Here is a 14,918-nt window from a genome sequence, read left to right as displayed (position 1 = left end):
ATCAACGACTCACAGCAATCGCCTGGTTGTTCATGATACGCGGAGTGAGAAACACCAACAGCTCGGATTTTGACTCCGAAACCACATCGCGCCGGAAAAGGCGGCCAACATACGGCACATCGCCCAAAAATGGCACCTTGTCGACGACTTTACTCTGCGTATTCGAGAACACGCCACCAATTACGATGGTCTCGCCGTCGGCCACGAGCACCTTGGCGTTGACTTCGTTTTTCTTGATAGGCGGGACACCCAGCACCGTGTTGACGTAGTCCGGCTCATCCTTCGTGACCTTGACCTCCATGATGATGCGGTTATCAGGGGTGATCTGCGGGGTCACCTCCAGCGAGAGCGATGCCTCTTTGAACGACACCGAGGTTGCGCCGCTCGAGCTGGCTTCCTGATACGGCACTTCCGTACCTTTCAGGATTTTTGCGGTTTCCTTGTCTGACGTAACGACTTTCGGCTGTGAGACCACTTCGCCGTTGCCGCTTTTCTCCATCGCTGTCAGCTCGAGATCGAGAATCGTGTTGTTGGTCAGGAAGCCCAGGCCGATCGACGAAGTGGCGTCGGTCACGCCCATGTCCACGTAAGGACCGTTGGTCGCTGACGCGCCTGTAACGGTACCGCTGCCGCCCGTGGTGAAGTTGCCCTTGTTGCTCGACCCGCCCCAGCGCACACCCAGCGCCTTGTCGTAATCGACGTTGGCTTCAACGATGCGCGCCTCGATCATCACTTGGCGCACCGGAATGTCCAGTTGCGAAACGATGCGGCGCAGTTCGTCCAGCCGATCCTGGGTCTGATAGGCAATGATGTTGTTGGTGCGCTCATCGACGGTGATCGAGCCGCGCTCGTCAGTCTTCGACTCAGCGCTGGTCACCGACTGAAACAGCTTGGCGATGTCGGCGGCCTTGGCATAGTTCACTTGCAGCAACTCACGACGCAGCGGGGCGAGCTCGGAAATCTGCTTCAGCGACTCCAGCTCCTGGCGCTCACGCGCGGCGATCTCGTCCGCAGGGCCCACCAGCAAAACGTTACCGATCTTGCGCTTGTCCAGGCCCTTGGTCTTGAGCACCAGGTCCAGAGCCTGATCCCACGGCACATTCTGCAAGCGCAGAGTAATGCCGCCCTGCACGGTGTCACTCGCCACCAGGTTGAGGTTGGTGAAGTCGGCAATCAGTTGCAGGACCGAACGCACATCGATGTCCTGGAAATTCAACGACAGCTTCTCGCCGGTGTAGACCAGTTTTTCCGAGTTACGTCGCTCCTGGTCTTCGTTGGTCAGGGGACGCACGCTGATGGTCAGCTTGTTATCGGTTTGGTACGCCGAGTAATCGAACGCGCCGGACGGCTCGATGGAGATGCTGGCCTTGTCCCCGCTGACGCTGGAATTGACGAACTGGACCGGGGTCGCAAAATCCTTCACATCCAGGCGCACGCGCAGCGGATCAGGCAACTGCGTCTTGGCGAAGTCGACTCGGATCTTGCCGCCCTGCTCCTGAATGTCCGGCGCGATGCCAGTGTCGCTGAGCTCGATGATGACGTTGCCTTCACCCAGCTCCCCACGCTGGAAGTCGACGTTCTTCACCGAACGCGGGCCTGGCGCATAGGAGCGGGCAACCGGTTTGGACTGCGCGGCAGGCACGCTGACCCGGGGGGCGCCCGATGCAGTACTGGGTTGCGAACCCTGGGCCGCAGCAGCGCCCTGACCCACGACCACGAACAGGTTGTTGCCATCGACACGCGAGCTGTACGGGGCAAGCGTGGTGAGGTTGATGATCACCCGCGTGCGGTCCTTGGCTTCGACCACCACAACGCTATGGGCATTGCCTGAACCCAGGTCCCGACTCTTGATCGCCAACTGGCTGGTCACCCCCGGCAGATCCAGCGCAATTCGCGCCGGTTGCTCGGTGGTGTAGCCGCGCGGTGCCGCCACCGGACCGTCGAAGGACAGTTTCAGCTCGACTCGGTCCCCCGGCAACGCGGCGACATCCAGCGTCTTGAGGTTAGCCGCCTGGACAACCGGTGAAAGCATCGCCATCCCTAACGACAGGCCGATAATCGAAAGAATCCTGTTCATGTTCACATTCCACCACTGTGCAGACCCGAAGGTGCTTCGCTTGCTTGCCGTCTTCATGAGCGCTCCTTGAGGGAAATACTGAGCGGACGCTCAAGCCAGGCCCCCTCTCCATCCGGAACGATTTCCATCACTTGCACCGCCGAGTCGGTGATCGCCGTGATACGGCCATCGTTGCGCCCCAGGTAATCGCCCACTTTGACACGATGCACGCCACCCGCCCCGCGAAGCAGTGCGAACGTGCCGGTTTCATTGCTCAACGTGCCCACCATTTCAAACGAGTCAATGTTGAAGCCTTCGAGGAACTGCTTGACCCGCGTCGGATCCGGCTGCACCAGGTGCGAACCCTTTGGACGGTTGACCAGGTCGATCTTGATCGGCGGCTGAAACGGACTGCGCAAACTAGCCGCCGCATAGGTAAAGGCTTCATAAGGCCGGAACTTGGGCATCGGCTCGATGGTGCCAACCGGACGGGCGCGCACTTCGGCCATGTACTGTTTGAGATCGTCAAATTCGTTCGAGCTGTCGCAACCCGCGAGCCCGACCAGAATGACGCCGACGCACAACCAACGCATCGCCGTCATTTCGCAGGCCCTTTCGTGTCGACATTTTGAAGGCCCTTATCGTTATAGCGATAGGTCTTGGCAAGGATGCTCATGCGCAACTTCGCGGGGGACTTAGCGTCCAGCGGTTTGATCTCGAAGTCATGCAGCGTCACGATTCGCGGCAGGCTGGCAACGCCGCTGGCGAAGGTGGCCAGGTCGTGGTAACTGCCGGTCACGGTGATCTGGATAGGCAATTCGATATAAAACTGCTGGGCCTCCTCGGGAAGCAGCTTGATTTCCTCGAACTCCAGGCCACTGCCCAGACCGGTGCGCGTGATGTCCTCAAGCAAGCCCGGAACTTCAGTGTCGCTCGGTAACTGCCGCAGCAGTGCGCCGAAAGTGTTTTCCATTTCCACCATCTGGCTTTTATAGGCCGCGAGGTTGGCAGCTTGATAAGCCTTGGTTGCGAACTGCTCTTTCAACGTCGTTTCTTCACTCCGAGCCTGGTCGAGCTGGGCCTGCATGTCCTGGATATAAAAGAAATATCCGCCGGCCAGTATCAGCGCAAGCAGCAGTGCCCCGGCGATGGTTTTCAACGCAGCAGGCCAGGAGCCCACGTTGTTCAGGTCCAGGTCATTGAGGTCAATCTTTCGCAGGCTATCGAGCCAATCACTCATGCTCATTGCTTGCCCCCCTCAACCGCAGGCTGCGTCTGGCGCACCGTCAGCTGGAAGGTGTTGGTCTGATCGACGCCACCCCCCGTATTGGCTTTGACCTCCGTCAGACTGGGCGACTCGAGCCAGTCAGACGCGTCCAGATTACGCAGCAGGTCCGAGACCCGATTGTTGGATTCGGCTGCGCCAGAAATACTGATCATCTGTCCGGCCATTTTCACGTCGTTGAAATAGACGCCATCCGGAAGGGTTCGAGCCAGTTGGTCGAACACACGGCCGATGATCGGCCGGTTGCCCTGCAGGTCCTGGATGATCTTCATCCGTTCCAGCAATTGTTTGCGCCGCGCCTTGAGCTCGCTGATCTCTTTTATGCGGGCGTCAAGCTGCACGATCTCTGTCTTGATGAACTGACTCCGAGCATTTTGGTGGGCGATGGCATTGCTCAAATATTGATCAGCCAAAAGAATGGCGCCGATGCCAACGACCAGTACGCCGACCAGCGCCAGGATGAAGCGCTTCTTGCGCTCCTCGCGCTGCTGCTCGCGCCAGGGAAGTAAGTTGATCCGTGCCATTAGTCGAAGCTCCTCAGTGCCAGACCGCAGGCGATCATTAATGCGGGAGCGTCGCTGGCCAGAGCACCGGCGTTGACCTTCGCGCTCAGCGCCATATCAGCAAAGGGGTTGGCAACCAGCGTCGGCGTGCCGAGGCGTTCCTGAATCAGCCGGTCAAGACCCGAGATGGAGGCCGTGCCCCCAGCCAGCATGATGTAGTCGACGCGGTTGTACTGCCCGGCTGCGAAGAAGAACTGCAGCGAACGGGACACCTGCTGCACCACGGCGTCCTTAAATGGCTGCAGGACCTCCATGACGTAGTCGTCGGGGAGCCCGCCCTGCTTTTTCGCAAGACCGGCTTCGCCCACGGACAAGCCATAACGGCGCTGGATTTCTTCGGTTAATTGGCGCCCGCCAAACAATTGCTCACGGGTATAAATGATGCGGCCGTTGTGCAGCACGCTGAGGGTGGTCATGGTCGCGCCGATGTCGATGACGGCGACGGTCAATTGCTCGTGGTCCTGCCCCAGCTGGGAGGACAACAGACCGAACGAGCGCTCCAGCGCATAAGCTTCGACATCGACTACACGAGCAGTAAGCCCGGCCAGCGCCAGTGCAGCTTCGCGTACTTCTACGTTTTCTTTTCGACAGGCCGCCAGCAGCACTTCGACGCGTTCTGGATTACGCGCCGAATAGCCCTGGACTTCAAAATCTATGGCAACTTCTTCCAGCGGATAAGGGATGTACTGATCGGCTTCGATTTTAAGCTGGTTTTCCATCTCGTCGTCGGAAAGCCCTGCATCCATCTCGATGGTCTTGGTAATAACGGCCGAACCCGCGACGGCAACCGCCGCGATTTTGACGTTGCTCTTGGCTTTCACCAGCAAACGCGTCAAAGCACTGCCGACACCTTCCAGTTCCGCAATGTTCTTTTCGACCACCGCGTTGGCGGGCAGTGGCTCGACCGCATAAGACTCGACCTTGTATCGGTTGCCGGAGCGACTGAGCTCAAGAAGCTTGACCGAGGTGGAGCTAATATCGATCCCCAGAAGGGTGTTGGCCTTCTTACTGAAGAGTTCGAACACAACCGATTCCCTATGCGTTTCCGTCACTTACGGACGATTTCAGTTCCAGTGCCACTGTCGGCTGACTTGACAGTAGCGCAAATAACGCTCGACGACGAAAAATGCTTATAATGCCCAGCGTTTTTTTCATGTACCAAAGCTTCAAGGCGTGTTCATTTGTAAATGCCTGCGTCTAACTCATTCTTTTTTCTGGAAATCCAAAAGCCTTGATACGCCTGCTGAAGTTTTTCTGGTGGTCCATCGTCGCCGTCGTCTGCGGTTTGCTGCTCGGACTGAGCGGCGCCTTTCTTTACCTGGCCCCGAACCTGCCCTCGGTCGATGCGCTGCGTAATATTCAGCTGCAGATCCCGCTGCGGGTGTTCAGCAGCGACGGCAAGCTCATCGCAGAGTTTGGCGAAATGCGCCGCTCTCCCATCCGTTTCGCCGACATTCCGCCCAATTTCATTCACGCCCTGTTGTCCGCCGAAGACGATAATTTCGAGAATCACTATGGCGTGGACCCGAGCAGTCTGATGCGCGCGGCCAGTCAACTCGTCAAGAGCGGCCATATCCAGTCCGGCGGCTCGACCATCACCATGCAGGTCGCGAAAAACTATTTCCTGACCAGCGAGCGCAGTTTTTCCCGCAAAACCACCGAGATTCTCTTGGCCTTGCAAATCGAGCGCCAACTTACGAAAGACGAGATTCTCGAGCTGTACGTCAACAAGATCTATCTGGGTAACCGGGCGTATGGCATCGAGGCTGCCGCGCAGGTTTATTACGGCAAATCCATCCGCGACTTGAGTGTCGCGCAGATGGCGATGATCGCCGGTCTGCCCAAGGCGCCGTCACGATTCAACCCGCTGGCCAACCCGGTACGCGCCAAAGAGCGCCGCGACTGGATTCTCGGCCGCATGTTCAAACTGGGCAAAATCGACCAGAACACCTACCAGACCGCCCTCGTCGAGCCGGTCAACGCCAGCTATCACGTTCAGAGCCCTGAAGTGAACGCGCCGTATATCGCCGAAATGGCGCGCGCCGAGATGGTCGGACGTTATGGCAGCGCAGCCTACACAGAAGGCTTCCGCGTCACTACCACCGTGCCGAGCGGCTTGCAGGAAGACGCCAACAAGGCGGTGCAGGAAGGTCTGATCGAATATGACCAGCGACATGGCTATCGCGGGCCTGAGAGCCGATTCCCCGGGCTGACCCGCGAAGGTTGGGTGCAGGAACTGGGCAAACAGCGTCCGATCAGCGGTCTGGAGCCAGCGATCGTCACCCAAGTGGACAAGACCGGCATCCGCGTACTGACCCGCAATGGCGAAAACGAAGAAACCGTCGCCTGGGACAGCATGAAGTGGGCCAAAGCGTTCCTGAACACCAACAGCGTCGGCGCCAACCCCAAGCAGCCTGGCGACGTCGCCCATGTCGGCGACCTGGTGCGCTTGCAGCGTCAGCCCGACAACTCGCTCAAGTTCAGCCAGCTCCCGGTAGCGCAGAGCGCGCTGGTGTCGCTGGATCCGCAGAACGGCGCGATTCGTGCGCTGGTCGGTGGCTTCGCATTCGAGCAGAGCAACTACAACCGTGCGATGCAGGCCAAGCGTCAGCCAGGTTCCAGCTTCAAGCCGTTCCTGTACTCGGCGGCGCTGGATAACGGCTACACCGCCGCCAGCCTGGTCAACGATGCGCCCATCGTCTTCGTCGACGAAGCGATCGACAAAGTCTGGCGACCGAAGAACGACACGGGGACCTTCCTGGGTCCGATCCGGCTGCGCGAAGCGCTGTACAAGTCTCGCAACCTGGTGTCGATCCGCCTGCTGCAAAGCCTGGGAGTCAACACCGCGATCAATTACATCACCCGCTTTGGCTTCAATAAGCAGGACTTGCCGCCGAATCTGTCACTGGCACTGGGTACAGCCACCCTCACACCGATGGAAATCGTCGGCGGCTGGAGTGCGTTTGCCAACGGCGGCTACAAAATCAGCCCGTATCTGCTGCAGAAGATCGAGGACCGCGAGGGCAAGACCCTGTTTGTCGCCAATCCGCCGACAGTGCCTGCCAACGACCCGAACCCGAAAGCGGTCAGCGAAGCCGCCATCAGCAGCGCATCAACCTATGCAGCGCCTGAGACACCGCCTCTGACCGCCACTGTTGTACCGAACGCGCTGGATGCATCGGGGGCAGCACCGGCGCCGGTCGTGGCGGAACGGATTGTTGACGGTCGTACGGTCTACATCCTCAACAGCATGCTGCAGGACGTGATCAAGCGCGGCACAGGCCGACGTGCCCTGGCAATGAACCGTCCGGACATCGCGGGTAAGACGGGTACCACCAACGAATCGAAGGACGCATGGTTCACCGGCTACAACGCTGATTATGTGACCACGGTCTGGACCGGTTTTGACCAACCGGAAAGCCTTGGTCGCCATGAGTTCGGTGGCACTGTCGCGCTGCCCATCTGGATGAAGTACATGAGCGCTGCGCTTAAAGATAAGCCGCCACACGTTCAGGCAGAACCGGACGGCATCCTCAGCCTGCGCATCGACCCTGTCAGCGGGCGCTCTGCTACACCGAGCACGCCGGGCGCGTTCTTCGAGCTGTTCAAAAGCGAAGACACTCCACCTAGCGTGAACGAACTCGGCGGCAGCCCTCCTCCGGGTAGCCCGCTGCCTGCGGATGAATCAGCGCCGATCGACCTCTTTTGATGACGACATAAATCCACTGTCCGCGACGCTGCGGACTATGGCTTAAGCGAGCTCTGTAGGAGCCGGCTTGCTGGCGAACCCGGCGAGTCAGCGACAAAGACGTCGACCGATATGGCAGGTTCGCCAGCAAGCCGGCTCCTACGAGTCACTCGACGCAAGGTCTAATCACCAGGCACGCTGCAAAACGAGCGCCCATAGAAAACCCAGCACTTGGCTGGGTTTTTTGTGGCCGCGGCTATCAGCCGTTGAACACTTCATCCACGCTGTTCAGCGGGTAGTGCTTCGGATACGGCAGGGTCGCAACGCCGCTTTCGATGGCTGCCTTCGCAACGGCATCGGAGACAACGGTCAGCAGGCGCACGTCCATTGGTTTCGGGATGATGTACTCACGACCGAACTCAAGGGCGACGCCGCCGTACGCGTCACAGACTTCCTGAGGAACAGGCAGCTTCGCCAGCTCGCGCAGGGCGTTGGCCGCTGCGATTTTCATCTCTTCGTTGATGCGCTTGGCGCGAACGTCCAGCGCGCCACGGAAGATGAACGGGAAGCCCAGCACGTTGTTGACCTGGTTCGGGTAGTCCGAACGGCCGGTGGCCATGATCACGTCGTTGCGAGTGGCGTGCGCCAGCTCTGGCGAGATCTCCGGATCCGGGTTCGAGCAGGCGAACACGATCGGGTTGGCTGCCATCGACTTCAAGCCTTCAGCGCTCAGCAGGTTCGGACCGGACAGGCCGACGAAAACGTCAGCGCCTTCCAGTGCATCTGCCAGGGTGCGCTTGTCGGTGGAGTGAGCGAACTGAGCCTTGTACTGGTTCAGATCGGTGCGCCCATCGTGAACCACACCGTTGCGGTCGATCATGAAGATGTTTTCGATCTTCGCGCCCATGCTCACCAGCAGCTTCATGCAAGAGATGGCCGCAGCGCCAGCGCCCAGGCAGACGATTTTCGCCGATTCTAGGGTTTTGCCAGCGATTTCCAGCGCGTTGATCATGCCGGCTGCGGTCACGATCGCGGTGCCGTGCTGGTCATCGTGGAACACCGGGATGTCGCACTGCTCGATCAACGCCTTTTCGATCTCGAAGCACTCTGGTGCCTTGATGTCTTCCAGGTTGATGCCGCCGAACGTGATGGAAATGCGGCGCACGGTGTCGATGAAGGCCTGCGGGCTTTCCGAATCAACTTCGATGTCGAACACGTCGATACCGGCGAAGCGCTTGAACAGCACGCCCTTGCCTTCCATGACCGGCTTGGAGGCGAGAGGCCCGAGGTTACCCAGACCCAGAATCGCGGTGCCATCAGAGATGACCGCTACCAGGTTGCCTTTGCCGGTGTACTTGTAGGCAAGTTCCGGATCGCGACCGATTTCGCGGACCGGCTCAGCCACACCCGGGCTGTAGGCCAGCGACAGATCGCGAGCGGTTGCAGTGGCTTTGGTGAGTTCGACGCTGAGTTTCCCTGGACGGGGATGAGCGTGATATTGGAGAGCGGCAGTTTTCAAATCTGACATGGGGGCATTCCGCTTTTTTGCTGTTGGACAGACGGACCGCCGAGCATACGCAAGTCATAAAGTCCTAACAAGACTGGCGGGTCACCTGTGTCAAGAGGCCGCATCTACGACTTTCAGCGTAGAGCCGCAGGACACAAGGCTTGCAGAGGCGACAATCCAATCAAATAATGTCTACAATTTATTTTCTAACTGTATCCAACATTGCAGGATGCGTGATCGGCATCATCCACCGCGGCTGACCCGATTTGAGACCGCCCCGACGCGAACGGTCAACCACCCAGCCGCGCGCCTCGATTTGCTGACCCTTCAACCGCTGCAGCGCGGCGGTGTCGAACTGGCCAAGCAGTTTCGGCGCAATGCGAAGTACCAGCGCGTCGCCGAGTTCGATCCACAGGCCGCCACCATTGCGCTGTACGTCGGTCACCCGTCCACTCACCAACGCGAATCCGCCCGTGCTGATCCGCTCGGCTGGCTGAACCGGCGAGCTGCGCCACAGGCCCAGCCCCGCCCGGCGAGCCGAATTTTCTGCGGACTGCTGACAGCTCACCAGCGCTACGTTCGGGGAGACTGCGACGAGAAAGCCGAGGCCCTCGGCCAGCAGTTGCGCCTCAAGGTTGGCACCGTCGCGGCCGTAGACGTTGGCGAGGGTGCGGCCGTAGTGGTCTGCCGGTTCTTCACCCACGCGCAGCCTGACCTGCCCGTCACTGGCACCAACCAACGCCTGCAAACGACGCTTCGCGGCGTCAGCAAATGGCTGGGCGGATTGACCCTTTTTGCCGGTTTCTGGCGTATTCAGGCCAATCATGCGGACGCTGCGACCATCGCTCAGGCGCACTGTGTCGCCATCGACCACGCGCTGCACCTGAACAACGGGCAGAGACGGCGGCGCCGGGCACAAGGCGTGGGCCGCCGAAAGCCAAATCGCGGACATAAAAAAGGCGCCCGCGAGGGACGCCTTTTTAAGCAGCCTGGAGAAACGCATCGGCGACTCCAGAACGGCCAACCTTACTCTGCAGCAGCAGGAGCTTTGGTAGGACCGAACGCACCGAAACGCGACTTGAACTTGTCGACACGACCGCCGACGTCCAGAGTTTTTTGCTTGCCGGTGTAGAACGGGTGGCACTCGTTGCACACGTCCAGGCTCAGAGGCTTGGCCAGTGTGGAACGGGTTTTGATGACATTGCCGCAGCTGCAGGTTGCGTCAATGGCTTCGTAAACTGGATGGATATCAGCTTTCATGGGTATTTCCTCAGGCTATCGTGCCGCCACCCAACACTATTGTTGAATACCGCACGGAATTAGGCCGCGCATATTAACAGACAACGCCAATCACGCAAGGGAACGTTAACGCCGGTCGTCTGCTAAGATCGCGCCCTTCGTCATACTCCGTAACAGGTATCCCCCGCGTGTCCGACGCTATCTTGCGCCTCGCCCTGCCCTCGCCGTTGCGTCGCCTGTTCGACTACCTCGCCCCCGCAGGCGTGGCGCGCAGCGCCTTGCAGCCGGGGATGCGCCTGCGCGTGCCGTTCGGCCGTCGGGAAATGATCGGCGTATTGGTGGAAGTCGTCGACCACAGCGACGTGCCGGCCGACAAGCTCAAGCCGGCCATTGCCGTGCTGGACGCCGAAGTACCGTTACCGCCTGCGTTATTCAAGCTGTGCCTGTGGACGGCGCAGTATTACCAGCACAGCCTCGGCGACACGCTCAGTTGGGCGCTGCCGGTATTGCTGCGCCAGGGCGAGCCTGCGGAGGCGCGACAAGAGCGGTTCTGGCAGGCGGCGCCAGACGCCAGCATCGATGACCCGCGCATCGCCCGGGCACCGAAACAAAAGGAAGCGCTGCGCACGCTGGCTCAGCACCCCCATGGTGTGGCGCACCAACTGTTAAGCAAACTGATGCTCAATCGGGAGAGCCTGAATCTGCTCCTCGCCAAAGGGCTGGTGACCGTAGAGGTGCGTGGTCATGCGCCGGTCGAGCGGCACGAGCACTGGCTGGCGCAGCCGGAGCTGCCGCTCAATACCGAGCAGCGAGCGGCCTACGAAGCCATCCGCTCGGGTTTCGGGAGCTTTCATGCCTCGCTGTTGGCGGGCGTCACCGGGAGCGGCAAAACCGAGGTCTATCTGCAGCTCATCCGCGAGACGCTGGAAGCAGGCAAGCAGGCGCTGGTACTGATTCCGGAAATCAACCTTGGCCCGCAGACCCTTGCGCGCTTCGAGCAGCGATTCAATGCGCGCATCGCCTTGCTGCATTCGGCGGTCAACGATCGCGACCGGCTGGACGCGTGGCTGGCCGCGCGTGATGGTGAGGCCGATATCATCATTGGTACCCGCTCGGCGCTGTTCACCCCGATGAAAAATCCGGGGCTGATCATCATCGACGAAGAGCATGACGGCTCCTATAAACAGCAGGAAGGCCTGCGCTATCACGCCCGGGACCTGGCGCTGGTGAGGGCGCATCAGGAAGACATCCCGATTGTGCTCGGTTCGGCGACTCCTTCGCTGGAAAGCCTGCACAACGCCCATACGGGCCGGTATGCGCTCCTGCGCTTGAATGAGCGCGCAGGCGGCGCGCAGCAACCGCGCTTCCTGCGGCTGGATGTGAAGAGTCGTCCCCTCGACAGCGGCATTTCAGGCCCCATGCAGCAAGCCATCGGCCAGACACTGGCGGCGGGTCAGCAGGTGTTGGTGTTCCTCAACCGACGCGGGTTTGCCCCCACGTTGCTGTGCCACGATTGCGGCTGGCTGTCTGAATGCCCCCGCTGCGACGCGCGCATGACCGTTCACCAGCGCTCGGGTGAACTGCGTTGTCACCATTGCGGCCACGTCGAGCGCGTGCCACGCAATTGCCCGGCGTGTGGAAAGGTCGATCTGCGCCCGGTGGGGGCCGGGACCGAGCGTGCCGAGGAGCGGTTGGCGATTCTCTTCCCCGACTACCCGGTGTTGCGCGTGGATCGGGACAGCACCTCGCGCAAGGACGCAATGAATCAGCTGTTCGCAACCATCCAGAAAGGCCAGCCATGCATTCTGGTGGGCACGCAAATGCTTGCCAAAGGGCATCACTTCCCGCGCGTGACGCTGGTGTCGATTCTGGATGCCGATGGCGGGCTGTTCTCCGGCGATTTCCGCGCGAGCGAGCGCATGGCTCAGCTGATTGTCCAGGTCGCAGGCCGGGCCGGCCGCGCCGAAGAGCCGGGCAAGGTGATCATCCAGACCCATCTGGCCGACCATCCTTTATTGATTCAACTGACCGAACAGGGTTATTTCGCGTTTGCCGAGCAAGCGTTGAGTGAACGTCGGGCTGCAGGGCTGCCGCCGTTTTCGCACCTGGCACTGCTGCGCGCTGAAGCGCACAAGCCGGGTCAAGCCGAGGGGTTTCTGGACGAGGCCTGCAGCGAGGCCGAGCGACTTCTCAAAGACATGGCGCTGGGCGGTATCGAGCTGCTGGGGCCGGTTCCGGCACCCATGGAGCGGCGCGCCGGACGTTATCGCGCCCAGTTGCTGGTCCAGGCCAATGCCCGCGCGCCGCTGCACAAGCTGCTCGCGACGTGGCTGCTTGCATTGGAAAACATGCCGAGCGGGCGCCAGGTCAGGTGGTCGCTGGACGTCGATCCGGTGGACCTTTATTGATTCGCATCGGTTGACCGCGCATCCAGCGCGGTTGGCAAGGTGGCTCCGGCCACGGATAATGCCCAGTTTTTCCACCCGCGCATCCAGGCGCGGCCGCGTTTGCGGTCGAAAGAGAGCACCATGAAAGACACCATTCGCCAGCTGATTCAACAAGCTCTGAGCCAACTCGTCACCGATGGCGTCTTGCCGGAAGGGCTGACGCCGGCGATTCAGGTGGAGAACGCCAAGGACAAGAAAAACGGCGACTTCGCCAGCAATATAGCCATGATGCTGGCCAAGCCTGCGGGCATGAAACCGCGCGATCTGGCCGAGAAAATCGTCGCCGCGCTGCCTGCCGACGAGCAGATCACCAAGGTCGACATCGCAGGGCCCGGCTTCCTCAATTTCTTTCAGAACACCCAGGCGCTGGCGTCGCGTATCGACGAAGCTCTCGCTGACGCGACCCTGTCGGTGCGCAAGAATGGCCCAGCCCAGCGCGTTGTGGTCGACCTGTCTGCACCAAACCTTGCCAAAGAAATGCACGTTGGCCACCTGCGCTCGACCATCATTGGCGACGGCGTGGCCAGCGTTCTCGAGTTCCTTGGCGACACCGTGATCCGCCAGAACCATGTGGGCGACTGGGGCACTCAGTTCGGCATGCTGCTGGCCTATCTGCAGGAAACCCCGGCCACCAGCGACGAGCTGGCTGACCTCGAAAACTTCTACCGCGCCGCCAAGGGCCGTTTTGACGAGTCCGAGGAGTTCGCCGAGCGCGCACGTGGCCTGGTGGTCAAGCTGCAAGCGGGCGACGCCGAGTGTCTGAGCCTGTGGACCCGTTTCAAAGACATCTCCCTGTCCCACTGTCAGGAAGTGTATGAGCGCCTGAATGTCAAGCTCACGCCGAAGGACGTTATGGGCGAAAGCGCCTACAACGACGACCTCGCCAATGTTGTTGCCGACTTGAAGAAGGCCGGGCTGTTGGTCGAGAGCAACGGCGCGCAGTGCGTGTTCCTTGAAGAATTCAAAACCGCTGAAGGCACGCCGCTGCCGGTGATCGTGCAAAAGGCTGGCGGCGGTTATCTCTACGCCACCACCGACCTCGCCGCCATCCGCTACCGCAGCAACGTGCTGAAAGCCGATCGCGTGCTGTATTTCGTCGACCAGCGTCAGGCGCTGCACTTCCAGCAGGTTTTTGAAGTGGCGCGCCGCGCAGGCTTCGTCACCAATGGCATGCACATGGAGCACATGGGCTTTGGCACCATGAACGGCGCAGACGGCCGTCCGTTCAAGACCCGCGATGGCGGGACGGTCAAGCTGGTCGACCTGCTCGACGAAGCCGAAGAGCGCGCCTATACGCTGGTCAAAGAGAAAAACCCGGACGTTGCCGAGCAAGAGCTGCGCTTGATCGCCAAGGCAGTGGGCATCAGCGCCGTGAAATACGCCGACCTGTCCAAGCATCGCGCCAGCGACTACAGCTTCAACTTCGACCAGATGCTCAGTTTTGAAGGCAACACGGCGCCTTATTTGCTGTACGCCTACACCCGTGTGGCCGGCGTGTTCCGCAAGCTCGAGGAAAAGGGCGAAACCTTCGACGCGACCAAGGGCCGGATCATGCTCGACGCCGAGCAGGAGCAAGACCTGGCCGCCCGCCTGTCGCAGTTCGGTGAGGCCGTGAACATCGTCGCCGACAAGGGCACGCCTCATGTGCTCTGCGCCTACCTGTACGACCTTGCCGGGCTGTTCTCCAGTTTTTACGAGAACTGCCCGATCCTGGCGGCAGAAAATCCTGAACAACAGCAAAGCCGTTTGCGCCTCGCCGCCCTGACCGGCCGCACCCTCAAGCAAGGCCTGCAGTTGCTGGGTCTGGACACTCTGGAGCGTATGTAAGTTGGCCGTTAAAAAGAAACCTGCTCCCAAGCGCGGCGCCAGCCGGTATCAGGCCCCCGCAAAGACGCCGATTCCGGGCTGGGTGTGGATGGCGATCGGCCTTACCGTCGGCGCCTTCGTTGTTTTTCTGATGAAGCTCGAACCCGGCAGTGGCGACGACATCAAGCGAGTCAAAGCCGAAGCGAAGGCCGCGAAAATCGCCGAAGCGAACAAGACGCCGCCCAGCCCGACCGCGCCCGTGAAGCCAAAATACGACTTCTACACGCTGCTGCCTGAGTCGGAAGTCATCGTGCCGAACGAAGCGGT

Annotated in this window: 11 protein-coding genes and 1 pseudogene; 4 read left to right on the top strand and 8 right to left on the bottom strand. The window is 60.4% G+C overall.

All coding sequences use genetic code 11. The features are described from left to right. Position 1: 1 nt before the first annotated feature. From pilQ to VF672_RS02835, 5 genes are read right to left on the bottom strand one after another with little or no spacing between them, the layout of a single operon-like run. Positions 2-2,077 (bottom strand): type IV pilus secretin PilQ, encoded by a 2,076-nt coding sequence (gene pilQ, locus VF672_RS02855; RefSeq protein WP_331101245.1) that lies wholly within the window; start codon positions 2,075-2,077, stop codon positions 2-4. A gap of 53 nt (positions 2,078-2,130) precedes the next feature. Beyond that, positions 2,131-2,658 carry a pilus assembly protein PilP gene (locus VF672_RS02850; RefSeq protein WP_331101243.1) on the bottom strand — a complete coding sequence of 176 codons (528 nt, stop codon included), beginning with the start codon at positions 2,656-2,658 and terminating at the stop codon, positions 2,131-2,133. Further along, complete coding sequence (gene pilO, locus VF672_RS02845; RefSeq protein ID WP_331101241.1) at positions 2,655-3,302, bottom strand: type 4a pilus biogenesis protein PilO; 648 nt, start codon at positions 3,300-3,302, stop codon at positions 2,655-2,657. The genes VF672_RS02850 and pilO overlap by 4 nt, the downstream gene beginning before the upstream one ends. After that, entirely contained in the window at positions 3,299-3,865 is a 567-nt protein-coding gene (locus VF672_RS02840; protein WP_331101239.1) for a PilN domain-containing protein, read from the bottom strand. The genes pilO and VF672_RS02840 overlap by 4 nt, the downstream gene beginning before the upstream one ends. Then, a complete protein-coding gene (locus tag VF672_RS02835; protein ID WP_331101237.1) occupies positions 3,865-4,929 on the bottom strand; it encodes a pilus assembly protein PilM in 1,065 nt (354 codons plus the stop codon). The genes VF672_RS02840 and VF672_RS02835 overlap by 1 nt, the downstream gene beginning before the upstream one ends. A gap of 209 nt (positions 4,930-5,138) precedes the next feature. Between VF672_RS02835 and VF672_RS02830 the strand changes: the two genes are divergently transcribed. Continuing rightward, positions 5,139-7,613: a penicillin-binding protein 1A gene (locus tag VF672_RS02830; protein ID WP_414705562.1), complete on the top strand. Its 2,475-nt coding sequence runs from the start codon at positions 5,139-5,141 to the stop codon at positions 7,611-7,613. A 238-nt stretch (positions 7,614-7,851) separates the two neighbouring features. Here VF672_RS02830 and VF672_RS02825 read toward each other — a convergent pair whose 3' ends face one another. The 3 genes from VF672_RS02825 to rpmE form a co-directional block, all read right to left on the bottom strand. After that, the gene (locus VF672_RS02825; RefSeq protein ID WP_331101232.1) at positions 7,852-9,120 is read right to left on the bottom strand and encodes a malic enzyme-like NAD(P)-binding protein; all 1,269 of its coding nucleotides are present in this window, start codon (positions 9,118-9,120) and stop codon (positions 7,852-7,854) included. Positions 9,121-9,298: 178 nt separating this feature from the next. Then, entirely contained in the window at positions 9,299-10,102 is an 804-nt protein-coding gene (locus VF672_RS02820; RefSeq protein ID WP_331101230.1) for a thermonuclease family protein, read from the bottom strand. 23 nt (positions 10,103-10,125) lie between these two features. Further along, positions 10,126-10,359, bottom strand: coding sequence for a 50S ribosomal protein L31 (gene rpmE, locus VF672_RS02815; RefSeq protein ID WP_065986634.1), 234 nt, complete (start codon positions 10,357-10,359; stop codon positions 10,126-10,128). A gap of 167 nt (positions 10,360-10,526) precedes the next feature. Between rpmE and VF672_RS02810 the strand changes: the two genes are divergently transcribed. From VF672_RS02810 to VF672_RS02800, 3 genes and pseudogenes are all read left to right on the top strand, one after another. Continuing rightward, positions 10,527-12,746: a primosomal protein N' gene (locus VF672_RS02810; RefSeq protein WP_331101225.1), complete on the top strand. Its 2,220-nt coding sequence runs from the start codon at positions 10,527-10,529 to the stop codon at positions 12,744-12,746. Positions 12,747-12,866: 120 nt separating this feature from the next. Continuing rightward, a complete protein-coding gene (gene argS, locus VF672_RS02805; RefSeq protein WP_331101223.1) occupies positions 12,867-14,612 on the top strand; it encodes an arginine--tRNA ligase in 1,746 nt (581 codons plus the stop codon). 1 nt (position 14,613) lies between these two features. Next, a pseudogene (locus VF672_RS02800) lies at positions 14,614-14,918 on the top strand (SPOR domain-containing protein); the annotation flags it as partial.

It is taken from the genome of Pseudomonas sp. (assembly GCF_036387035.1).
GTDB lineage: Bacteria > Pseudomonadota > Gammaproteobacteria > Pseudomonadales > Pseudomonadaceae > Aquipseudomonas.
This window is presented reverse-complemented; position numbering and strand designations above follow the sequence as displayed.